This is a genomic window from Flavobacterium sp. N2270 (assembly GCF_025947225.1).
In the GTDB taxonomy this organism is placed as follows: domain Bacteria; phylum Bacteroidota; class Bacteroidia; order Flavobacteriales; family Flavobacteriaceae; genus Flavobacterium.
The window spans coordinates 2594379-2617783 of record NZ_CP110005.1 but is presented as its reverse complement, the minus strand read 5'-3'; the positions used below and the strand labels follow the sequence as shown (position 1 = coordinate 2617783).

General features: G+C 27.9%; 26 protein-coding genes. 12 read left to right on the top strand and 14 right to left on the bottom strand.

All coding sequences use genetic code 11. From position 1 onward, the window contains the following. Positions 1–19: 19 nt before the first annotated feature. Positions 20–1249, bottom strand: coding sequence for a diaminopimelate decarboxylase (gene lysA / locus OLM55_RS12365; protein ID WP_264559212.1), 1230 nt, complete (start codon positions 1247–1249; stop codon positions 20–22). Between the two features lie 232 nt (positions 1250–1481). Between lysA and sucC the strand changes: the two genes are divergently transcribed. Next, positions 1482–2675 carry an ADP-forming succinate--CoA ligase subunit beta gene (sucC, locus tag OLM55_RS12360; RefSeq protein WP_264559211.1) on the top strand — a complete coding sequence of 398 codons (1194 nt, stop codon included), beginning with the start codon at positions 1482–1484 and terminating at the stop codon, positions 2673–2675. A gap of 135 nt (positions 2676–2810) precedes the next feature. Here the strand turns inward: sucC and OLM55_RS12355 are convergent, their stop codons facing one another. From OLM55_RS12355 to OLM55_RS12345, 3 genes are all read right to left on the bottom strand, one after another. Next, complete coding sequence (locus OLM55_RS12355; protein WP_264559210.1) at positions 2811–3002, bottom strand: cold-shock protein; 192 nt, start codon at positions 3000–3002, stop codon at positions 2811–2813. Positions 3003–3118: 116 nt separating this feature from the next. Next, a complete protein-coding gene (locus OLM55_RS12350; protein WP_264559209.1) occupies positions 3119–4177 on the bottom strand; it encodes a nucleoid-associated protein in 1059 nt (352 codons plus the stop codon). A gap of 109 nt (positions 4178–4286) precedes the next feature. Further along, entirely contained in the window at positions 4287–4805 is a 519-nt protein-coding gene (locus OLM55_RS12345; protein WP_264559208.1) for a plasmid pRiA4b ORF-3 family protein, read from the bottom strand. Between the two features lie 182 nt (positions 4806–4987). On the opposite strand from OLM55_RS12345, the gene OLM55_RS12340 reads away from it, so the two are divergent. The 5 genes from OLM55_RS12340 to OLM55_RS12320 are packed head-to-tail and all read left to right on the top strand — an operon-like array spanning position 4988 to position 8430. After that, positions 4988–5608, top strand: a complete 621-nt coding sequence (locus OLM55_RS12340) for a hypothetical protein (protein ID WP_264559207.1) — start codon at positions 4988–4990, stop codon at positions 5606–5608. A 2-nt stretch (positions 5609–5610) separates the two neighbouring features. Next, a complete protein-coding gene (locus tag OLM55_RS12335) occupies positions 5611–6948 on the top strand; it encodes a 2TM domain-containing protein (RefSeq protein ID WP_264559206.1) in 1338 nt (445 codons plus the stop codon). Between the two features lie 2 nt (positions 6949–6950). Then, entirely contained in the window at positions 6951–7253 is a 303-nt protein-coding gene (locus OLM55_RS12330) for a 2TM domain-containing protein (RefSeq protein WP_264559205.1), read from the top strand. Between the two features lies 1 nt (position 7254). Further along, positions 7255–7623 (top strand): 2TM domain-containing protein, encoded by a 369-nt coding sequence (locus OLM55_RS12325; RefSeq protein WP_264559204.1) that lies wholly within the window; start codon positions 7255–7257, stop codon positions 7621–7623. A gap of 51 nt (positions 7624–7674) precedes the next feature. After that, the gene (locus OLM55_RS12320) at positions 7675–8430 is read left to right on the top strand and encodes a LytR/AlgR family response regulator transcription factor (RefSeq protein ID WP_264559203.1); all 756 of its coding nucleotides are present in this window, start codon (positions 7675–7677) and stop codon (positions 8428–8430) included. Here OLM55_RS12320 and OLM55_RS12315 read toward each other — a convergent pair. From OLM55_RS12315 to OLM55_RS12300, 4 genes are all read right to left on the bottom strand, one after another. Next, positions 8427–9200 carry a CDP-alcohol phosphatidyltransferase family protein gene (locus OLM55_RS12315; protein WP_264559202.1) on the bottom strand — a complete coding sequence of 258 codons (774 nt, stop codon included), beginning with the start codon at positions 9198–9200 and terminating at the stop codon, positions 8427–8429. The genes OLM55_RS12320 and OLM55_RS12315 overlap by 4 nt on opposite strands. A gap of 43 nt (positions 9201–9243) precedes the next feature. Continuing rightward, positions 9244–10263 (bottom strand): COX15/CtaA family protein, encoded by a 1020-nt coding sequence (locus tag OLM55_RS12310; RefSeq protein WP_264559201.1) that lies wholly within the window; start codon positions 10261–10263, stop codon positions 9244–9246. Between the two features lie 66 nt (positions 10264–10329). Further along, entirely contained in the window at positions 10330–11745 is a 1416-nt protein-coding gene (locus tag OLM55_RS12305; protein WP_264559200.1) for a CCA tRNA nucleotidyltransferase, read from the bottom strand. 76 nt (positions 11746–11821) lie between these two features. Beyond that, complete coding sequence (locus OLM55_RS12300; protein ID WP_264559199.1) at positions 11822–12388, bottom strand: L-threonylcarbamoyladenylate synthase; 567 nt, start codon at positions 12386–12388, stop codon at positions 11822–11824. A gap of 274 nt (positions 12389–12662) precedes the next feature. Here OLM55_RS12300 and OLM55_RS12295 point away from each other — a divergent pair, with 274 nt between their 5' ends. Continuing rightward, positions 12663–13427: a lipopolysaccharide kinase InaA family protein gene (locus OLM55_RS12295; protein WP_264559198.1), complete on the top strand. Its 765-nt coding sequence runs from the start codon at positions 12663–12665 to the stop codon at positions 13425–13427. 26 nt (positions 13428–13453) lie between these two features. Next, positions 13454–14266, top strand: coding sequence for a glycosyltransferase family 2 protein (locus tag OLM55_RS12290; protein WP_264559197.1), 813 nt, complete (start codon positions 13454–13456; stop codon positions 14264–14266). Here OLM55_RS12290 and OLM55_RS12285 read toward each other — a convergent pair. The 5 genes from OLM55_RS12285 to OLM55_RS12265 all read right to left on the bottom strand — a co-directional run bounded on the left by OLM55_RS12285 (position 14263) and on the right by OLM55_RS12265 (position 19149). Further along, a complete protein-coding gene (locus OLM55_RS12285) occupies positions 14263–15282 on the bottom strand; it encodes an NAD-dependent epimerase (protein ID WP_264559196.1) in 1020 nt (339 codons plus the stop codon). The genes OLM55_RS12290 and OLM55_RS12285 overlap by 4 nt on opposite strands. 28 nt (positions 15283–15310) lie before the next feature. Further along, positions 15311–16366 (bottom strand): UDP-N-acetylglucosamine 2-epimerase, encoded by a 1056-nt coding sequence (locus OLM55_RS12280; RefSeq protein ID WP_264559195.1) that lies wholly within the window; start codon positions 16364–16366, stop codon positions 15311–15313. Between the two features lie 63 nt (positions 16367–16429). Beyond that, entirely contained in the window at positions 16430–17377 is a 948-nt protein-coding gene (locus OLM55_RS12275) for a stealth family protein (protein WP_264559194.1), read from the bottom strand. A gap of 1 nt (position 17378) precedes the next feature. Next, positions 17379–18299 carry an ATP-grasp fold amidoligase family protein gene (locus OLM55_RS12270; protein WP_264559193.1) on the bottom strand — a complete coding sequence of 307 codons (921 nt, stop codon included), beginning with the start codon at positions 18297–18299 and terminating at the stop codon, positions 17379–17381. Between the two features lie 34 nt (positions 18300–18333). Continuing rightward, a complete protein-coding gene (locus OLM55_RS12265; protein WP_264559192.1) occupies positions 18334–19149 on the bottom strand; it encodes a 2,3,4,5-tetrahydropyridine-2,6-dicarboxylate N-succinyltransferase in 816 nt (271 codons plus the stop codon). A gap of 99 nt (positions 19150–19248) precedes the next feature. Between OLM55_RS12265 and OLM55_RS12260 the strand changes: the two genes are divergently transcribed. From OLM55_RS12260 to OLM55_RS12245, 4 genes are all read left to right on the top strand, one after another. Next, the gene (locus tag OLM55_RS12260; protein WP_264559191.1) at positions 19249–19698 is read left to right on the top strand and encodes an META domain-containing protein; all 450 of its coding nucleotides are present in this window, start codon (positions 19249–19251) and stop codon (positions 19696–19698) included. Between the two features lie 6 nt (positions 19699–19704). Continuing rightward, positions 19705–20121, top strand: a complete 417-nt coding sequence (gene ruvX, locus OLM55_RS12255; protein WP_264559190.1) for a Holliday junction resolvase RuvX — start codon at positions 19705–19707, stop codon at positions 20119–20121. A gap of 79 nt (positions 20122–20200) precedes the next feature. Further along, positions 20201–20788, top strand: a complete 588-nt coding sequence (def, locus tag OLM55_RS12250) for a peptide deformylase (RefSeq protein WP_264559189.1) — start codon at positions 20201–20203, stop codon at positions 20786–20788. Between the two features lie 57 nt (positions 20789–20845). Beyond that, the gene (locus OLM55_RS12245; RefSeq protein ID WP_264559188.1) at positions 20846–21274 is read left to right on the top strand and encodes a DUF5606 domain-containing protein; all 429 of its coding nucleotides are present in this window, start codon (positions 20846–20848) and stop codon (positions 21272–21274) included. Between the two features lie 52 nt (positions 21275–21326). On the opposite strand, the gene OLM55_RS12240 is transcribed toward OLM55_RS12245, so the two are convergent. Beyond that, positions 21327–23402, bottom strand: a complete 2076-nt coding sequence (locus OLM55_RS12240) for a response regulator (protein WP_264559187.1) — start codon at positions 23400–23402, stop codon at positions 21327–21329. Positions 23403–23405 lie beyond the last annotated feature (3 nt).

Genomic DNA, 23405 nt, shown 5'->3' with positions numbered 1-23405 from the left:
GGCTTTTTCTAACTAAAAACTAAACGGGGATTTCGGCATTATTTGTAATATCTATTTCAACTTGATTTCGTAATATATCTTCAAATGTCTCTCTTTGTCTAATTAAATGTGCTTCATTATTTATCCAAAGTACTTCAGCGGGTTTTACTCTAGAATTATAATTAGATGCCATAGAGTAGCAATAGGCTCCGGCGTTTCTAAAGCAAAGAACATCTCCTTCGTGAATTTCGTTTATTCTTCTATTGGTTGCAAATGTATCGGTTTCACATATGTAACCTACAACCGTATAAAAACGCTCTTTTCCTTTTGGGTTTGAAATGTTGTCAATATGGTGTTGTGCTCCATATAACATAGGACGAATCAAATGATTAAACCCTGAATTAATTCCTGCAAAAACAGTTGAAGTAGTTTGCTTAACCACATTTACATTAGCTAAAAATACTCCAGCTTCACTTACTAAGAATTTTCCAGGTTCAAATGCTAAAGTAAGTGATCTTCCATATTCTTTTTCAAAATTTAAGAAACGCTTGGTTAATTTTTTTCCAAATTCTTCTACATTAGTTTCAATGTCGCCTTTTTTATATGGAACCTTAAAACCACTTCCAAAGTCAATAAAATCAAGATTTTTAAAGTTTTTTGCAGTTTCAAACAAAATTTCCGCTGCGTATAAAAACACATCAACATCTAAAATATCAGAACCCGTATGCATATGAATTCCGTTTATATGCATTTTGGTATTTTCAACTATTCTCAATAAATGAGGCATTTGATGAATTGATATTCCAAATTTACTATCAATATGCCCCACAGAAATATTGGCATTACCGCCAGCCATAACGTGTGGATTTATTCTAATACAAACTGGAATGTTGGGATTGTTTGTTCCAAATTGTTCTAAAATAGAAAGATTATCAATGTTTATTTGAACACCTAGTTTTGCAACTTGTTCAATTTCTTGAAGAGAAACGCCGTTTGGTGTAAAAATTATTTCATGCGGTTCAAAACCTGCATGTAAACCTAATTTCACTTCTTCAATAGAAACAGTATCTAACCCTGATCCAAGTTTTTTTAATATTTTTAAAATAGAAATATTAGAAAGAGCTTTTACCGCATAATACACTTTAAACTTTTCTACTTTATTAAACGCTTTAGACAATCTATTGTATTGACTTTCTATTTTCTCTCCATCATATATATATAATGGACTACCAAATTCCTTTACTATTTGGTTTAATATTTCATTATTCATTACTATTATTTTTTGCCAAAAATAGATTTTAAATTACTAGTATTCAAAAATAATAACAATTAACATAATATTACAACAAAATGTTATAATTGTAACATTTTTATTTTGTTGTTTTTAACTATTAGTTTAATCTTAAAATTCTTGTTTTAAATAAAATTAAAATTGTTAGCCTAATAGAAATTAGTTTGTTATTTTTGTGACACTTTTTAATAAAGATAAACGTATTACAATTATGAATTTACACGAATATCAAGGTAAGGAAATATTAGCAAGTCATGGTGTACGCATTCAACGTGGTTACGTTGCTAACAATGCTGAAGAAGCTGTTGCTAAAGCAAAACAATTAACTGCAGAAACTGGTACAGGTTGGCATGTTATAAAAGCTCAAATCCACGCTGGTGGTAGAGGTAAAGGTGGAGGAGTTAAATTAGCTAAAAATTTAGATCAAGTTGCTGAAATTGCAGGTCAAATTATTGGTATGGATTTAATTACACCACAAACACCTCCTCAAGGTAAAAGAGTTCACAAAGTATTAGTTGCTGAAGATGTTTACTATCCAGGAGAAACTGAAACTTCAGAATTTTATATGTCTGTTCTATTAAATAGAGCTACAGCAAAAAATATGATTATGTATTCTACTGAAGGTGGAATGGATATTGAAGAAGTTGCAGAGCATACTCCACATTTAATTTTTACAGAAGAAATAGATCCAGCTGTTGGTTTACAAGGTTTTCAAGCAAGAAGAATAGCTTTTAACTTAGGGCTTTCTGGAAATGCGTTTAAAGAAATGACAAAGTTTGTAGCTGCTTTATACAATGCTTACATTGCTGCTGACGCTTCAATGTTTGAAATTAACCCAGTTTTAAAAACATCAGATAACAAAATAATGGCTGTTGATGCTAAAGTTAATATAGATGATAATGCTCTATATAGACAAGCTGCAATTGCTGACATGAGAGATATTAGAGAAGAGAACCCTATTGAAGTAGAAGCTAAAGAAGTTGGTTTGAACTATGTAGATTTAGACGGAACTGTAGGATGTATGGTTAACGGTGCAGGTCTTGCAATGGCAACTATGGATTTAATTAAGTATGCAGGTTTTGAACCGGCAAATTTCTTAGACGTAGGTGGAACTGCAGATGCTAAACGTGTTGAAACTGCTTTTCGTATTATCTTAAAAGATCCAAACGTAAAAGCAATTTTGATTAACATTTTTGGTGGTATCGTTAGATGTGACCGTGTTGCTCAAGGAGTTGTAGATGCTTATAAAAATATGGGAGATGCTATTAAAGTGCCTATTATTGTACGTTTACAAGGAACAAATGCTGAAATTGCAAAAGAATTAATTGATAATTCTGGAATGCCAATTTTATCAGCTGTTCAATTCCAAGAAGCTGCAGATCAAGTTAAAGCTGCATTATCTTAATAAAAGATAATTCTAAATAAATTTAAAAACTCTTAAGATTTTTCTTAAGAGTTTTTTTATGGTTTAATTTTTTTCAAAAAAAAAAGCCCTGTTTAGAAACAGAGCTTGATTTTGTAAGATTTTGTAGTATATGTATTAGATAACTTTTACGTTTACTGCATTTAAACCTTTTTTACCTTCTTGTAAGTCAAATTCAACTTCATCACCTTCACGGATTTCATCAATAGTTCCAGAGATGTGTACGAAATGTTCTTTGTTTGTTCCTTCTTCAATAATGAAACCAAAACCTTTTGATTCATTAAAGAATTTTACTGTACCTTTGTTCATTTTAATAATTTATTGTAATTTCAACAAATGTAGTGTTTATTATTTAATTTGCTATTTTTTTAATGTTTTTTTTAAAAAAAAGTTTAAATATTTTTTTGACTTTTGATTTTTTTTAATTAAGATTTTTGCTCTTTATTAAAGTAAACTAAGTAATAATACATTTGTTTTTCCTCATCCCAACCTTTTTCAACAAATTTTTCTGCACTATCAGAATTTACAAAATCTAACTTAATTTGAACATTAGTATCTAATGTAATTACATTTTTTATTTTCTTTCTAATATCAGAAACAGCGTTATTTGCAATTGGAAAATTGGTAACATCTTCAATACTGTATTTTTCACCTTTGTCTACTTTGTAATTTTTAAATTCAGGGATAAACTCTGGATTTTCCATTACTTCGTTTAAAAAATTTGTTTCTTCAAAAGCATCATTTTTTGCAAAATGATTAATAGCTCTGTTCATGAATAAAACTTCTTGCTGTTTGTCTTCGGCAGGTAAAACTACATCTTTAGCAAAGTCTTGGCAAAATTTCAAATACTTCTTAGTCATGAAATTTTCATCCTGAAAAGCATCTACAGATAAGAAGTGTTCTAACCAATAACGTGCATCATAACGATTGCTATCTACTGTCAAAATTTTATAACCTTCTTCTTTTTTGTAATTAAAAATAATACAACCTTTATCTAATTTGTTTAAATTGATACCTTGTTGTAAAATCATTTCTAAATTAGACTCTTTTTCTTCAAACTGTAAAAAATCGGTTTGAATTTCACTTTTAAAAACGCCAATGGCATCTACAACATTATTGTCGATAGAAACATTTGTAAAATAAGTTACATATACTTCACCGTTTTTAATGTGCGGATGATTTGATTGCTCAAATAAATGTTTGGTTATTTTTTTAGATACATTATGAATTTCGCTTGGGTTATTAAAAACTTCTGTGGCAAAATTATACATATCATTGTATTCTAAATCTACATCATGTGCAAATTGATAATAATTTTCTTCTTTATCTCTAAATGGTTTAAAGAAATATTCCTTTAAAAGAGGCATTATTTCGTCATTTAAACCATACGGTTGTTCAGACAAGAATAAAGCTTCATTTCTACTTTTATTTCCAACTCTATGAATAGAAAGGTTTTCTATGTGGGTATTAAATAAGTTTATCATTTGTTTTTTAGAAAATAGATAAAAGAAGAAAGAGAAAAGACTTTCTTACTATCTGTTATATTTTTAAATCTAATTATTTCTTTGTTCTTGCTTCTTTGTTCTCAAAAGACTAATTCCAGTTTTCTTCAAATCCGTAGTCTTCAAAACTATCGTCTCCTTCAAACATATCTAAATCTTCATCATTTTCATCAAAATCTCCTTCTTCAGCTTCAAACTTTTTATCTGGTGCTTCTTCTGGTAATTCTCCGTGAGAAAATAATAAAGTTGGATACGATTCACCTTGTTCCTTTTCTTCAATAGCAGCTAATTCTACTAGGAATGTCCACATATTAAAGAAATCATAAACGTAAATTATCTTAGATTGGTATTTGTCTAAATTATCTTCAAGTATAAAATTATTCATAATACGCATTTCTCCAGGAACATCACCAGTGTCGAATAAAGGAATTTCATCTTCTTGATTCCATTCATCATCACAAGTATAAAATGAAGCCATTTCTGAGCCATCAAATCCAAAGGCATTCACAATTGTATTATGTAAATCTTCTAAAGTTGCTTCCTTTTCTATAGCAATATCTCTAAAAATATCTTCTTTCGCATCAAGTATAACTCTAAATTTATATATCATTTTTTTGAAATTTTAGGAACAGCAAAAGTAATTATTAATTATGAGTTATAAATTATGAATTGCACATTTTTAAAAAATATTCAATTCATCCTCTTTTTTCGACAGTTGGGTAAATGAAAATTTAGTTTACTATTGATTAGTTGCACTTTTGAATCATCAAATAACAATAAAAGTTTATTATTATGACAAAAATCATCACATTTTTAGTATTCTTTGTAGCATCAGTTGTATTTGCTCAAGGAAGTTTTGAAAAAGAAATGGAAGACGCATTAACGACTTGGAAAAGCGGTAATCCAAAAGAAGCTGTTGTAAAGTTGGAACGTATTGCTTCTGTAGAACAAGAAAACATTTTACCAAATTATTACATTTCGTTAATAAACACATTAGCTGCTTTTGAAACAAAAGACAGAAATGAAATGAAATTATTGATTGAGAAAGCTCAACTTGCTCAAGATAAAATAAATAATTTGTTACCAGATGATCCAGAAGTTTTGGTTCTTCAAGCAATGATTCATACCGCTTGGATTGTTTATGATCCTATGGCAAATGGCAGAGAATTTTCTTCAGTCGTTTTAAATATCTACAAAATGGCAGAAGGAATTGCTCCAAATAACCCGAGAGTTGTTTCACAAAAAGCACAATTTGAAATTGGTATGGCGCAATATTTTGGGAGTGATACAAAACCAATGTGCGAACAAATAGCTAAATCCATTGAACTTTTTGCTAACTTTAAGCCAGAAACACCTTTTCACCCAACTTGGGGTTTAGATAGAGCAGAAATGGCTTTGCAAAATTGTAAATAATTATGAATAAAATAAGAAGAGAAATACTAAAAGCAGTAATTATAGGAATTATAATTTTTATTGCGTTACAATTGATAAATTTGGTTGTGAACCAAAAGTTGCCAACTTTAGCCGCTTTAAAATGGAATTTCATTTTTACATTAATGTATAGTTTTGTTTTGTATTTCGCAAATGCGGTTATCTTTATTCAAGTAGACAAACATTTCGAAAAAAACAGATTTCATTTAAAACGATTAGTAATTGGTTTTTTAGCTTCTTTTCTTATTTCTGGATTGGCTATTTTCTTTCTTCGAATTGTTGAAGATGTGGTTTTTGAAAATAAAACATTTTCAGAGTTTTTAAAAAATGAAAATCCATCTAATTATATTGTAGCATTAGTAATAACGGTTATTGTTTCTTTGTTTATTCATTTGATTTATTTCTACAAAACTTATCAAGAGAACAGAGTAAAACAAGAAAAAATAATAGCAGGAAATGCTTCAGCACAATTTGAAAGTTTGAAAAATCAACTCGATCCACATTTTCTATTTAACAGTTTAAATGTCTTAAGTTCATTAATTGAGGAAAATCCTGAAAATGCACAAAAGTTTACGACTTCATTATCTAAAATTTACAGATATGTTTTAGAACAACGCGATAAAGAATTGGTTTCGGTAGAAGAAGAATTAAAGTTTGCAAAAACATATATGAATCTTTTAAAAATGCGATTTGAAAACAGTATCACATTTGAGTTGCCAGAAAGTTTCGAGAATGAAGAAGCAAAAGTTGTTCCGTTAGCATTACAATTGTTACTAGAAAATGCTATAAAACATAATGTAGTAAGCGAACAAAAGCCATTACATATTAAAATTTCAATTGAAGAAAACCAGCTTGTAGTTGAAAATAATTTACAAAAGAAGGAAACATTACAAACAAGAAAAGGCGTAGGACTTCAAAATATTGTTGACCGATACGCAATAATATCAACAAGAAAAGTAGCTATTGAAGAAACAAATGAGTTCTTTAAAATTAAGCTGCCAATTCTTACCAAACAAATATCTATTATGGAAAATACAAATATATATTCTGAAAACATGGCTTATGTTAGAGCTAAAGAAAGAGTAGAAAAATTAAAAGGATTTTATGGAAATTTAATATCATATTGTTTAGTCATTCCTGTATTAATAATTATAAACCTAAATACATCAAGTTTTCAATGGTTTTGGTTTCCAATGTTAGGATGGGGAATGGGATTGTCTTTTCACGCTTTGGAAACATTTGGATATGGAAAATCTTGGGAAGAAAAGAAAATTCAAGAAATATTACAAAAAGAAGATAAAGAAGAATCAAAGTGGAAATAAATATGAATACAAATAATGATTTTGAACGTTATCAAAAGGTAAAAAAGCAAGTACAAGAGTTAAAAGAGTTTTACAGACATTTACTGATTTATGTAATAATAATGGCTGTAATAATTTTCATTAATCTTAAATATACACCAGAAGTTTTATGGTTTTTTTGGACACTTTTTGGTTGGGGAATTGGTTTGTTTTTCCATGCAATGAAAGTATTTAATTTCTTTCCTTTTTTTGATAAAGAATGGGAAGAAAAAAAGATTAAAGAGTTTATGGAAGAAGAAAAGTTGAATAAAAATAAATTTAAATAAGATGAGTATAGTAGATAGAATACAAAGAAGAATGGAAATAAGAGAAAATAATGATTTCAATCCATTAAATCATGATGAGATTAAATATCATGAAGCTTTAAAAAGAGTAAAACGTATTAAAGGTTTTTACACACATGCATTAATTTACTTGGTAGTAAATATTATGATAGTTATTATTAATATTCAAAATTTAGAAGCTGGAGAAAGTTATTTTCAATGGCATAATTTTATAACTTTATTCTTTTGGGGAATAGGTTTGCTTTCACACGGTTTAAGTGTTTTTTTACCAACGATGATTTTAGGTAAGAATTGGGAAGAAAGAAAGATTAAAGAACTTATGGATAAAGAAATGAATAGTAAATGGGAATAGTTTTAATTTCAAAACTATCATTTATAAATTAATCATTATCAATTTAGTAAAATGAAGATCATAATCATAGAAGACGAGAAACCAGCAGCGAGATTATTACAACGAAAATTAGAAAAGTTGGGCTATACGATTCAAGCTTTATTACATTCTGTTGAAGAATCAATTAATTGGTTTGAAAATAATTCACATCCTGATTTAATTTTTTTAGATATTCAACTTTCCGATGGTTTATCATTTGAAATATTTGATAAAATTGAAATTAAAAGCCCAATTATCTTCACAACAGCTTATGATGAATATGCTCTACGCGCTTTTAAATTAAACAGTATTGATTATTTACTAAAGCCAATTGATGAAGACGAATTAGAAACTGCAATTTCAAAATTTCAAAATCAATTTCAAAAAAATGCTGTTTCAAGTTTAGATTTTGAAGCAATTAAAAAAATGTTGGTTAATCCTGTTCAAAAAGAATATAAAAATCGTTTTTCGGTTAAAATTGGTAATCAAATAAAAGTTGTTTTAATTGATGAAGTAGAATGTTTTTATAGCGAAAACAAAGGAACATACTTGCACACAATTGATAACAGAGATTATCTTTTAGATTGTAGCTTGGAACAATTAGAAGCCGAACTAAATCCAGATTCATTTTATAGAATTAGTCGAAAATTCATTATACCATTGCAATCTATAAAGGAAATTCAAATGCATACAAATTCTCGTTTAAAAATAATTTTGCCTACTTATAAAGAAGATGAAGTAATAGTTGCAAGAGAAAAAGTTTCCGATTTTAAAAACTGGATTGGTTAATTAGTAAAATATTTTTTTCTAATTCCGATTAATAGAATTATTAAAATAGAATAATAAATTAAAAAAGGAACAATCAAATCAATCAAACCAATTGATAACATTACCGAGATGATTAATAATTGAAAACCTAATCCGTAAAAAGATAAAATGGTCATAAACCAATTTGGAAAGGTTTTTACTTTATATGCATTTGGATCTAATGCATGAATTATTTTATCAAATCCACCATAAACAATAGTGTAAATTTTAAATAAAATAGTTACTGATTTCTGACTTTCTCCGGGTAAAGCTTTAGGAGTTTTGTATTCAAAAACCTTACTTGTTGTATCTCCACCAATAGATTTGTTCCTTAAAATTACATAGTAATAATTGTATAAAGTTCCTTGAAGTTGAATGCAAAAAAAAGCAAGTAACATCATCCAAAAAGAAGAGTTTGTTACCTTCCAAATTGCTAGTAATAAAAAGAAATTTAAAAAAATATCGAAAATACTATCTAAAAAGCGCCCAGAGTAAGATGGTGTTTTTTTTAATCGGGCTAATTCTCCATCGGCAGCATCAATTCCAGATTTTAAAAGAATAAAAAAAGCAGCTAAGAAATAGTATTGATTTAGTATACAATAAACAGCAATTAAGCCTGAAACTCCAAACAATAAAGTAACGTGAATAGGAGTGAAGTTGGTATTTTTTAATATATTGGATAAAAACCGACCAAAACCTCTTCCGTAATCTGATAAGTCTAAAAACTTATCTTTTTTATTTAATTTTGACATTCTATTTTAATCAAAATTATGCGACAATATAGTCTGTTGTAATTTATTTACTCAATCTATGTAAAGTAAAAACCATTGCACTTAATAAGACAAAAGCAACTAATTGGTGCGCTAGTCCTAACCAAAGCGGAACATGAAATAATAATGTAAAAACGCCTAATGCAAATTGAATTAAAACAATAATTAATAATGAATAAATTCCTTTTTGCTGTAAAGTGTTTAGTGAATGCTTTCTACTTTTAAAATATAATAAAAACATCATAGCAACTACAATATAAGCAAATGTTCTATGTACAAATTGAACGCCACTTTTACCTTCAGTGAAATTTTTTAATAAAGAAGACTGCTCAATAAAAACACTATCGTGAATGAATTGACTGTCACTCATTAAAGGCCAATGATTATGAACTAAACCAGCGTTTAAACCCGCCACAAATCCACCGTAAATAATTTGAATTAATAAGATTACCAATGCAACTCTAGCAATTGATCTAAGTGAAGTAATCACTTCATTTTTTGTAGGATATATTAAATCTAAAGCAACCCAAAGCGTGTAGGCAAAAGTAATAAAAGCAAAAGTTAGATGAAGTGATAATCTAAAATGACTCACATCTGGATTATCAATTAGGCCGCTTTTTACCATGAACCAACCTAAAAATCCTTGAAATCCGCCCATTAATAATAAAACAACACATTTTTTTATGGTTTCAGTATCTAATCTTTTTTTAACTAGGAAATATACAAACGGAATAATAAAAACCAATCCAATTATTCGACCTATAAAACGATGAAACCATTCCCAAAAGTAAATAAATTTATAATCCGATAATGTAAAATCGTTATGAATATTTATCTTTTGATATTCTGGAAATTTTTTATATTCTTCAAATGCATCAACCCATTTGTCTTCTGTTAAAGGAGGAAATGTATCGGTAACTAAATGCCAATCGGTCATAGAAAGACCCGAATTTGTAAGCCTAGTTATTCCGCCAACCATTACCATTATAAATAGTAAAACACACCCGGATAATAACCAAATTATAACTGACTTGTTATTTTTCATTGTTCTTTTTTACAAAAGTAATTCTATTAATAATAACTTTTAATCTAACAATTGTTAAATGAAAAGTTAAACTCTTTTTAGCCCCATTTTTTCAGCTCTTTTTAAAACAAAATCGTAAGCTGCTTCATATTCGTTAGCTATTTCTCCTTCTAAAATTGCTTCTTTTACCGCTTCTTTTAAAGTTCCAATTTCTCGCGAAGGTTTTAAGTTAAAAAGTTCCATAATTTCTTCACCGGTAATTGGCGGTTGAAAATTTCTTACAGAATCTTTTTCTTCTACTTCCACAATTTTTTGCCTTACAATGTCAAAATTATTATGGTATTTTTTAAACTTATGTGGATTCTTCGTAGTAATATCAGCTTCACAAAGTGTCATTAAATTTTCGACATCTTCACCGGCATCAAAAACCAAACGTCTAACAGCAGAATCAGTTACAATATCTTCTGCCAAAACAATTGGTCGAGAACTCATTACAACCATTTTTTGCACAAACTTCATTTTTTGATTTAAAGGCATATGCAAACGTTGAAAAATTTTCTTAACCATTTTTCCACCTAAAAATTCATGTCCGTGAAAAGTCCAACCTTGTTTTTTATTGAACCTTTTTGTAGGAGCTTTTCCTATATCATGAAGTAAAGCAGCCCAACGTAACCAAACATCATCTGTATTAGGACAAATATTATCAACCACTTCTAAACTGTGGTAAAAATTGTTTTTATGAGTATGACCTTCAATTTCTTCAACCTGATTTAATGCTGTTAATTCGGGTAAAATAAGATCTAAAAGTCCCGTCTTGTATAATAATAAGAAACCAACTGATGGTTTTGAAGTTTCTAAAATTTTATTCAGTTCATCAACGATTCGTTCTCCTGAAATAATTTTCAATCGATCTTTATTTTCCGTAATTGCTTTTAAAGATTGTGCTTCAATTTCAAAATTAAGTTGAGTTGCAAATCGAATAGCACGCATCATTCGTAAAGGATCATCAGAATAAGTTATAGTTGGATCTAATGGTGTTTTAATGATTTTATTTTCTAAAGCTTTTACTCCTTCAAACGGATCAACTAAATCACCGTAATTTGATGAATTCAAAGAAAAAGCCATTGCATTTATGGTGAAATCTCTACGGTCTTGATCGTCTTTTAAAGTTCCGTTTTCAACAATAGGATTTCTACTGTCTGATTGATAACTTTCCTTACGAGCACCAACAAATTCAATGTCAATTTCTTTATAACGCAACATTGCTGTTCCATAATTTTTAAAAACTTGAACTTTTGGTTTATTGGGTAATAATTCAGAAACTTTTAAAGCCAATTCAATTCCGCTGCCAACAGCAACAATATCAATGTCTTTTTTAAAATCACGTTCTAGTAGGAAATCTCTAACAAATCCGCCAATAACATAACATTCAAGGTTTAATTCTTTACCAGCTTGTGAAATTATTTCGAAAATAGGATTTGTAAGTGCTTTTGTGTAATTCATAATTCAATTTGAAAATTTGAAAAATATTTAATTTGAAAATTATTTTAACCATCAAATCTTTATATCTTCAAATTAATTACTTGCGAATAATCTTCACTTGGCTATCTAATGATAACTTTATTATTGTTGAAGGATTTTTGCAAACTTTATCTTGATGCAAATTTACTACATAGTCAACACCTTTTAAAATTTCGGGACTAATTTCTTTAAAAGTTTTTGGGGTAAACATTCCAGAAATATTTGCTGAAGTTGAAACCAATGGTCTTTTCATTCGTTCCATTAATTTATAACAAAAAGGTTCTTTTACAATGCGAATTGCTAGTGTATTATCACTTGCAATAATATTTTTGGCAACATTTTTTGGCCCGTCTAAAATTAAAGTAGTTGGTTTTTCAGATAAATCTAAAATTTCCCATGCTACTTCAGGTATTTTTGGAAAAACAGCATAAACCATTTTTTCGCTATTCATAAGGCAAATCATACTTTTGCTTTCTTCACGTTGTTTTAATGCATAAATTTTAGCAACAGCTTCTTCATTTGAAGCATCACAACCTATTCCCCAAACGGTATCAGTAGGGTAAAGGATAATTCCTCCATTTTTTATGACTTCATAAGCGTTGTGTACTTCAGTATTTATGTCCATTTTTGTTATTTTTATAGTTATTTTTTTGCAAAGATATTTAATGTTGTAATATATTTCTATTTTTGGTTTAAATTCATATTCGTTTTATAATATTGTTTCATTTGGAAACGAATGCAATTTGTTTTTTCCCGAAAATATTATTCATCAGAAAAGTTTATTGATTTCTAAATAAAATATGTTGATTTAAAATTTATGAAATATGGCTTTTTATTAGGATTAATAGACTAAATTGATAAAAAAACTTACTTTTGTGTTTATAAATGAATTTACTCAAATGAAAAAAACAATTCATCCTGATTATGAATTTCTTCAACCAAAATTTGATTTTCTTATTGAAAACTTTAATAATTCAGGTGAAACTTTCGTTAATGGAAAACGCAATACAATTAGACTTTTTCAAGTGAATGATGAAACAATTAGTATTAAGTCATTTAGAACTCCAAATTTAATTAACAAAATTGCATATAAATATTTTCGTAAATCAAAGGCTCAACGCTCATTTGAGTATGCTTCAAAATTAATTGATTTACATATTGGAACTCCAAAACCTGTAGCATTTTGCGAAAAATTCGATATTATTGGTTTAAAGGATAGTTATTATGCGTGTGAGCATCTTCAAAATGTATTTGAATTTAGAGCTGTTGAACGAAATGAAGATTATCCTGATGCGGAGAATATTTTACGACAGTTTACACGTTTTACTTTTGATATGCACCAAAAAGGAATTGAATTTTTAGATCATTCACCAGGAAATACATTAATAAAAAAAGAGGAAAACGGTATGTATTCTTTTTATTTAGTTGACCTAAATAGAATGAATTTTCATGAAAACATTGACTTTCAAACTCGAATGAAAAACTTCTCTAGACTTACTTCAAAAGAAGAAATAATTAAAATTTTGAGTAATGAATATGCAATATTACTTGGTGAAAATAATGTAAACGTTTTTAATTCTATGTGGAAATTTACCCAAGAATTTCGACATAAATTTAACAGAAAAAAGCAATTGAAAAAGAAATTAAAGTTTTGGAAAAAATAGTTTAATTTCACGCTTTAAGTTTATACATGAAAGTATCTATAGTAATAACAACATACAACGCTGAAAAATGGCTCAGAAAAGTGCTCTATGGTTATAGTGTGCAAACTGAATTAGACTTTGAAGTTGTTATTGCTGACGATGGCTCAAATGAATCTACAAGAAAAGTTATTGATGATTTTCTCTTAAAATTTAAATACCCAATTATTCATGTTTGGCAGCCTGATGAAGGTTTTCAAAAATGTAAAATTTTGAATAAAGCAATTTTAAAAACCAATTCAGATTATTTGCTTTTTACAGATGGAGATTGTATTCCAAGAAAGGATTTTGTAGAAAAACATTTAAAGAATAAAGAAAAAGGCTATTTTTTATCTGGTGGTTATTTTAAGTTACCTATGATTACATCAAATTCTATTTCATCTTTAGAAATTGAGAATGGTGATTGCTTTAAACCAAAATGGTTAATAAGTAATGGAGTAAAAAAGTCTTTTAAGTTGTCTAAATTGATTGAAAATAAATGGATTTGTCAATTTTTAAATTGGGTTACTCCAACAAAAAAAACATTTAACGGTCATAATACTTCTTGTTTTAAAGTTGATTTATTAGCTGTAAACGGATTTAATGAAGAAATGCAATATGGTGGTTTGGATAGGGAAGTAGGTGAACGATTATTTAATTTAGGAATTAAAGCAAAACAAATTCGTTATAGTGCAGTTTGTATTCATTTAGATCACAAGCGTTCTTATAAATCTTCTGAAAGTATTGAGAAGAACAATACAATTAGAAGATATAATAGGAAACATAATGTTATAAAAGTAAATAACGGAATTTACAAACTTTAAACTTTGTAATAGTTTTTATACCAATTTATAAAATTAGCTACACCTTCTTTTATACTTGTTTTAGGAGTATAGCCAGTGTCAGCAATTAATTCATCAATATTAGCCCAAGTTTTTTCTACGTCTCCCGGTTGCATTGGCAACATCTCTTTTTCGGCAGTAATTCCTGTGTTCTTTTCAATTTCAGAAATAAAATCAACTAGTTTAACAGGTTCATTGTTTCCAATGTTATAAATTTTATATTTTCTGTCAGATAAGTCAATAGTATCAAATTGTTCAACAATAGCAGTTATTCCATTTATAATATCATCTATATAAGTAAAGTCTCGAGATAAATTTCCGTTATTAAAAACTTTAATAGGTCTATTATTTAAAATGGCATCTGTAAATAAAAACATGGCCATATCAGGTCTTCCCCAAGGTCCATAAACTGTAAAAAATCGTAAGCCTATAGTTTTAATATTGTATAAATAACTATAGGTGTGTGCCATTAATTCATTAGATTTTTTTGTTGCTGCGTATAAACTTATTGGATGATCAACATTATCTTCAGTAGAAAACGGAATTTTCTCGTTTAAGCCATAAACACTTGAACTACTTGCAAAAAGAAGCTTTTCAATTTTAAAATTTCTACAGCATTCTAAAATGTTTAAAAATCCCATTACATTACTCTCAGCATATACAAAAGGATTCTCAATACTGTATCTAACACCAGCTTGAGCAGCTAAGTTAATAACAATGTCAAATTTTTCTGTTTTAAATAAAGCAGGTAAGTTTTCCCTGTCTTCAAGATTAATTTTAGTAAACTTAAATTTATTATCTAATGCACTTTCATAAAGATTATTATAAGTAATGTTTTTTTCAACAATTCCTAACTCATTTAATCTTGCTAATTTTAAATTTGGGTCATAATAGTCATTTAGGTTATCCAACCCTATTACTTCATGGTTTAAAGTAATGAATTTTTGACAAAGATGAAACCCTATAAATCCTGCTGCACCAGTTACTAATATTTTCATGTAAAAAATCTTTAGTCAAAGATAAAATTTAATTGCTTTTAAAGAAATTTTTAAAGTAATTAAATTTTTTACGCATTTTAAATTTACGTATTAAATTTAATGGCTTACTCTTTAGCTTAGTTTGAGTTTTAGCATCTAAAAAATCAAGACAAGCATTAATAACTCGTTCACTAGATTTTCCATCAAAATATGGATGTTCATTTCGTATAAAAGCACTAATTTTTTTCATTAATTTAGTTGGTTTACTAAGTGCGTAACGAATGTTTTTTTCTAAATCTTTAGCTTCTAGTGTATTTACGAAATAGTCAAATGGTTTGTTGTTATTAAAAGTAACAACTGGTTTTTCTTGAATCATGAACTCAGTAATAATAGAAGAGGTGTCTGCTATTAAAATGTCTGCGTTTTTTAATGGAAGCAATGATTCTAAAAATGGAATGTATGTTACGTTCTCATATTGTTCGAGTTGTTTAAATTTTTGGACAATTTCTGAATCCATTTTTGGATGCAAATTAATAATCCAATTCCATTCGTTTTTCCTAATTAATTCCTTTATGACATTAAATACTTCTATATTATGTGCTAAACTTAAAGAAGTAGTAAATGTTGATGCTAAAAAAAGTGTAGGTTTTGAGTCTCCTTTGCTTTCAACTTTAGGAAACAGAATATCAACTTTAGACCAGCCAGTTTCTACAACTTTAAAAAAGCCATGTTTTTTTTCTAATTCCTTAAAATAATTTGTAGTAGATGGACCTTGAGTACAGTATAAATCAAAGAAGCCTCTAATTCTAAAATGTCCTTTATCTTTATTACGTTTATTAACACTAAATCCATGAAAAACTTGTACTTTAATTCCAGGGAAAAAATGAGGTACTTCATTTGCCGCTACTAAAACAGCATCTGGTTTATAACTTATTACTTCATCAACTGTATTGAGTAAATTTTCTTTTTTAGATAATTGTTTTTTTGTTGCATCAATCTCTACAAACCACTTTACTTTAAAGCCTCTTTTTTTAATTTCAGCATCTAATGGTCTTCCTATTGGAATACTATATGGATGTGCTATGTAAATTAAAAATTTGTACATAATTTGGTTTATTTTTTTGTAAGATTTTTTTGTTTTTATTAATTGATTAGGGAAAATTCTTTTTTATTTTTTGAAAACTCTATTTTTTAACCAATTTAAAAGATATGTTTGAATTTTAGGAGGTGCAGCATCTAAATTTTGCATTGCAAAAAACAAAGTGTTTCGTTGTAATATAGTTAATTTAAATTTATACCATAATAATGGTTTCTTGTAAGATCTTAAATAAAATAATTGTTTATTCAGTTTTAATACACAAGTTTTGTTTTTTATTTCTAAATGATAAGCCAAACCTTGTATTAAAATTTGAGTAGAACTTCTAAATTTATGTTTAATGTTTTCTATGAAGATATCTTGATTTTCTTCAAAATATTTTTGAAGGGTAGATTTACGAATTGGGTGGGGAGTATGTTTAAAATTATAATACTCCTTAAACCCCAATAACTTAGCGGCGTTTTGTTGAGCATATTTATGTCCTTTTTGATGCTCTTTGAATTTTTTATAAAAAATATTTTCATCAAATTTTAACCATTTACCTCTTAAGATAGGCAAACCATTTTTAAAAAAATCATCAGGTTGTGTTGGATTTATAAGAAAAAAATCATCATTTAAATATATAAAATGTTCAGATAAATTTGGAATTCTATAAATACAAGTTTCAATACTTCTGTTATTAAAAGTAGGTAAAAACTCTTCATGTCCAGAAAAAATTGTGGTGTGATCAATTATTGAAACATTTTGGTAATCATCTTTATTTGTTTTTAAAAAATCGGGAATTTGATTATCTGTTACAATGAAGATATTTCTAATAAATGGAGCGAATTTTAAAATAGAATTTACGGTATATTCTATTTCATTTACTTGTGCAAATCGGCGATTAAATTTTCTAGAGTTAGTGGTAAACACATTTTGTAAATGCAAATAAGATTGTATTTTTTCTTGGTGAACTGCATCGTCTCCATCTACCCAGAGAATTACAGCGTCTATGGGGAATTTATTTGGTTTTACTTCCATTTTAAGTAATTGTAAATTCAGTTATGGGATTGCCATTTGTAAGTTTAGGTAATTCAAAATAATTACCTATAATTTCATTGTATTCATCAGGATAAAATTCTCTTCTACAACCATCTGCTGGGTAGAATGTCATTTCTCCAAAAATAGTTTTTCCTTCAATAGAATATAGATCAACGCGGACAAAAGGGAAGTTTTCAGATAGTTTTTTTGCTAATGAAACCATTTCATCAAAGTTTACAGGCTTTTCAATTTCACAAGAAATACTTTTTTCTTTAGAACCTCTACCAAAAGGTAATAATTTAAAATCTAAATCATAAATACTTTGCTTATGATCTGTTTCTCTATCAATATGTATATCTACAAATTTAGGTGTACCATTAAAGCAAAAGAATTTATAGTCTATAAGTGAATTTTGACCTTCATTTGTTAAGAATTTTTCGATAACAATTCTAGGTTGTACATCTTTATATGCCCACTCTTGTCCCATACGGTAATATTGATTTATACCTAGCCACTTATTAATTTGCTTAATAGCTTTAGGAATATTAAGTGTTTTTTTGTTAGAAACAATTAAGTTATGACTACTCGTGTGAGTTGCTTTTATAGCAAATTTATTTGGAAGTTTATTAAAAGGAATATCATCAGCTTTTTCATAAACGCCATAAATTTCATTGAGATATTGAGCCCCAATTTTCTCTTCAACATATTGCCTTACAGCATACTTGTCAACTAATTGAGTTAGAATTGATGGATGATAAAACACTTTGTACCATTGTATTTTCTCATTGAATTCCTTAGGATTCTCTAAATTTAATTTTTTTCCAGTATGGTATTCATATAAAACACGTGCGTAAAATTTTGGAGGTAAAAAGCGCATTTTTCGCAACGTTCTTAAACCGAATCTTTTTATTTTTTTTAACATTACTTTTTAGTGTTTTGTATGATCATCTTTATATTTACACAGCTACATTATATTCTCTCAACGCATCATTAAGTGATGTTTTCAAATCTGTTGAAGGTTTGCGTTTTCCAATAATAATAGCACATGGAACTTGGTAATCACCGGCAGGGAATTTCTTCGTATAACTACCAGGTATAACAACAGAACGGTCTGGTACTATACCTTTGTATTCTATTGGTTCATTACCAGTTACATCAATAATTTTTGTAGAACCTGTTAAACATACATTAGCACCAAGTACAGCTTCTTTACCAACATGTACACCTTCTACAACAATACATCTTGAGCCTATAAAAGCACCATCTTCAATAATTACTGGAGCAGCTTGTAATGGCTCTAAAACTCCTCCTATACCTACACCGCCAGAAAGGTGCACATTTTTACCAATTTGCGCACAACTTCCTACTGTTGCCCATGTATCAACCATTGTACCTTCATCTACATAGGCCCCAATATTTACATAACTAGGCATTAAAATTACACCGCTAGAAATATATGCACCATATCTAGCAACCGCATTTGGTACTACACGAATTCCCTTTTCTGCATAGTTACGTTTTAAAAGCATTTTATCATGATATTCGAATATACCAGCCTCTAAAGTCTCCATTTTTTGAATTGGAAAGTACATAACAACGGCTTTTTTTATCCATTCGTTAACTTGCCATGCGTTTTCAACTGGTTCAGCAACTCTAAGTTTTCCGTTATCTAATAAGCCAATAACTTCTCTAATAGCATTAATTGTTTCATTTTCTTGTAATAAAGCTCTGTTTTCCCAAGCTTTCTCTATAATTGATTGTAAATGTTGCATCTTGTAATAATTTTAGCAAATATAATACATAATATAAATTTGGAATTATTTTTGATTGGTTAATAAATAATTAATTTTACCAATAAAACTTTAAATATAATGAAAAATATATTTTTACCAATTTTTGCTTTTTTTCTTTTAATTATTTCTTGTAAAAGTGTTGTTGAATCAAATAACGAAAGAAACACGATAGAGAGTAAACTTGAATTGAAAAACTCAAAATGGCGTTTAATTAAACTAAATGGAAAAAATATTGTAGAAAATGAAAATTCTAAAAGAAATTTTGGAATTATTTTTACCACTGAAGGGATATTTTCGGCTTTTGTAGGCTGTAATAGTATATCTGGTAATTACGAAATAAAAGAAGATAAAAATAGAATTATTTTTTCAAAAATAATTACAACTATGATGGCTTGTGAAGAAATGAACACTGAACAAGAACTATTATCAATTTTGGATATTACTGATAATTATAATTTTGATGGAAAAACATTGAAATTAAATAAAGCAAGAATGTCTCATTTAGCCGAATTCGAATTAATAAAATAAATACCTATGCCTAGAATTCTATCATTAGATTATGGAATAAAACGAACAGGAATTGCAGTTACTGATGAAATGCAAATTATTGCTTCGGGCTTAACGACTGTAGCTTCAAACGAGTTGATTTTGTTTTTAAAAGATTATTTTTCCAAAGAAAAGGTGGAAAAAGTTATTATAGGGGAACCAAAACAAATGAATGGAATGCCATCTGAAAGTACACCTATTATTGAAAAGTTTATTAAGCATTTTTTGAAAGAATTTCCTGAAATGCCTTTAGATAGAATAGATGAACGTTTTACCTCTAAAATGGCTTTTCAAACAATGATTGATAGTGGTTTAAAGAAAAAACAAAGGCAAAATAAAGCACTCGTTGATGAAATTGCAGCAACAATTATGTTGCAAGATTATATGTCTAAAAGTCGCTTTTAACGTATAATTACACTATTTTCATTTTTCAACTCACTATAAATTACTATTTTTGCCAACTAATTATTTAAAAAAGAATACAATGATTTTACCAGTTTACGGATATGGAGAGCCTGTTTTAAGAAAACATTGCGAAGAAATTACTAAAGATTATCCAAATCTTAAAGAAATCATTGCCAATATGTATGAAACGATGTATCATGCACATGGAGTTGGACTAGCTGCACCTCAAGTAGGTTTGCCAATTAGAATTTTTTTAGTAGATACAGAACCCTTTAGTGATAGTGATGATGTTTCTAAAGAGGAAGCTGTTGAATTGAAAAAATTTAAACAAACATTTATTAACGCTACAATTCTTAAAGAAGAAGGAGATATTTGGGCTTTTAATGAAGGATGTCTAAGTATTCCTGATGTTCGTGAAGATGTTTTTAGACACGATACAATTACAATCGAATACTTTGATGAAGATTTCAACAAGAAAACTGAAGTTTTTAACGGTTTAATCGCTAGAGTAATTCAACATGAATACGACCATATTGAAGGTATACTTTTTACTGACCATGTTTCTACTTTAAAGAAAAAATTAATTGGTAAAAAATTACAAAACATAATGGACGGTAAAGCAAGACCTGATTATAAAATGAAGTTTGCTAACAAAAAAGGAAGATAATTTTTTGCTTTTTTAAATAAAGATTAGATATTTGCCAACCTTAATAAAATTACAATAATGAGTATTCAAAAAATATTAGCTATATCTGGGAAACCAGGATTATTTGAACTAAAAATTCAAACTCGTACAGGATTTGTTGCAGAATCTTTATTAGACGGAAAAAGAATAACTGTAAGTATGAGAAGTAATGTAAGTTTACTTTCTGAAATTGCGGTTTATACTTATTCTGAAGAAGTTCGTTTAGCCGAAGTTTTTAAAGCAATTGCAGTAAAAGAAAACGACGGACCAACTATTTCTCACAAAGAAGATGATGCTAAATTAAAATCATATTTTCGTGAAGTTTTACCTGAGTTTGATGAAGATAGAGTATACACTTCTGATATAAAGAAAATTATTAACTGGTATAATTTGTTACAAGCTAAAGGATTAGTCAGTGTTGAGGCTTTGTCTCAGGAAGAAAAACCAGCTGAAGAATCTGCTGAATAATTCATATTTTTTATAAATAAAAAGTCCTCATAAAGTGAGGACTTTTTTTATTTTAATATTTAGATTCAATAAAATTATTGATAAGTTTTATTAGCTCATTTTTATTAATAGGTTTTGATAAATATTCATTGCACCCCACTTTTTTAGAGTTTATAAAATCGTCTTCAAAAATATAAGCAGATTGAGCTATGATATAAACCGATTTATTAAACTTTCTTATTTCCATTGTTGCTTCTAAACCATCAATTTCAGGCATTTTAATATCCATTAATATAAGATCAATATCTTTTTGTTCTTTACAAATTTCAATGGCTTGTTTACCATTTTCAGCATGAACAATTTCATGCCCTAGTTTTGATAATAAAGTAGATAAATAGGTTAGGCTTATAATATCGTCTTCAGCAATTAATATCTTAATTTTTTTGTTACTTTTTAAAGTCTCTGTTTCATTTTTTTCTTGAGAAGCATCATCATTTTTTATAATAGTTTTGTTTAGTGGAATGGTAAAATAGAAACAAGATCCTTTATTAACTTCAGACTCTACCCAAATTTCACCCTCTAACATTTCTACATAAGCTTTTGCAATAGAAAGACCTAATCCAGAACCTTGAAAGGCGTTTTTATCTTCAATATCTGCCTGTATAAATCTATTAAAAATAGCTTCATGTCTATCTTTAGGAATTCCAATTCCAGTATCTTTAATAAAGAATAAGTAATTTTCTTGATTTATCTTATAACCAATTGTAATCTCTCCAATTTCAGTAAATTTTATGGCATTCTTAATTAAATTAGTTAATATTGAATTGAATTTATTTCTATCGGTAAGTATCTTTAAATCTTGCGTATTAGGTTCTATTTCTAGTTTTAGACTTACTTTATTTTCATCACATTCAATTTTAAAGAAATTATACAAATCATAAATAACTTCATTAATATTAACCTGTTCATTTGTTATATGCATTTGCTGTGCATCAATCTTTGAAATGTCAATAATATCATTTATGGTATTTAAAAGTCTTTCACCACTTTTACTAATAATGTCAATGTATAAAGACTTTTCTTCATTTGTTAAATCTGCTTCTTTTAATAAAGTGGTAAAGCCAATTATACCATTCATAGGTGTTCTTATTTCGTGACTCATATTTGCTAAAAAAGCCGATTTTAATAATTCACTTTCTTCGGCTTTAACTTTAGCTTCATAGAGTTCATCTGTTCTTTTTTTAATTCTTCTTTTTAAAATTAAATTAAAACTTAAAGTTATTGCTAAACAGAATAAGGCAATAGCTGTAATGATTAAAATTTTATTTAAGTTTTTTTCGAAGTAGCTTTTTTTATGTAGTGTACTAGAGTTGATCCATTTTTCGTACATTTCTTTCCTGTCTTTTGGATCAATTTTTTTAAAAAGTTTATTAATGATTGAAAATAGTTCAGGAGAATCTTTTCTACATGCAAAAGATATGTTCCATGAGTAATTTAATTCTGTTGCCCATTCAAGATTATTAATGCCATATTTTTCAACAATATAACTAGCAGACATTAAATCAGTAACTGTTCCATCAGCTTGGCCAAGAGAAGTCTTGAGTATTGCGGCTAATTCATCTTCACATTCAATTATTTCAGCTTTTGGGTATTTTTTTCTAATGAAATCAATACTTGCATAGCCTTTAACAATTGCAAGTTTCATTTTATTAATTTCACTTTTATCTTTAAAGTTTCTATTGTTCTTAATAATTACTACTAATGGCGACTTTAGATAGGGTTCAGAGAATAATAAGTACTTTTCTCTTTCTTTTGTTTTTTGAATAGCGCCAACAAAATCAGTTTCATTGTTTTTAAGCCCAACTAATAAATCATTCCAAGTTTTAAATTTTGTTTTTTGAAATTCAATATTAAGCTCTTCTTCAAATAATTCAATATAGTCTGAAATTAAGCCTTTATGATTTCCATCTTCATCAAGATAATCCATGGGTGGCCAAAATGGATTTGGAGCATATTTAATTGAATTTTTATTATTTGTTAACCATTCAATTTCATTTTTAGATAAGTCGTTATAAATAGTTGATTTTTGTGCGTAGATTACTATTGGAAAAAAAATAAGTAAAATAAAAAATAGTTTAAATCGAATCATATT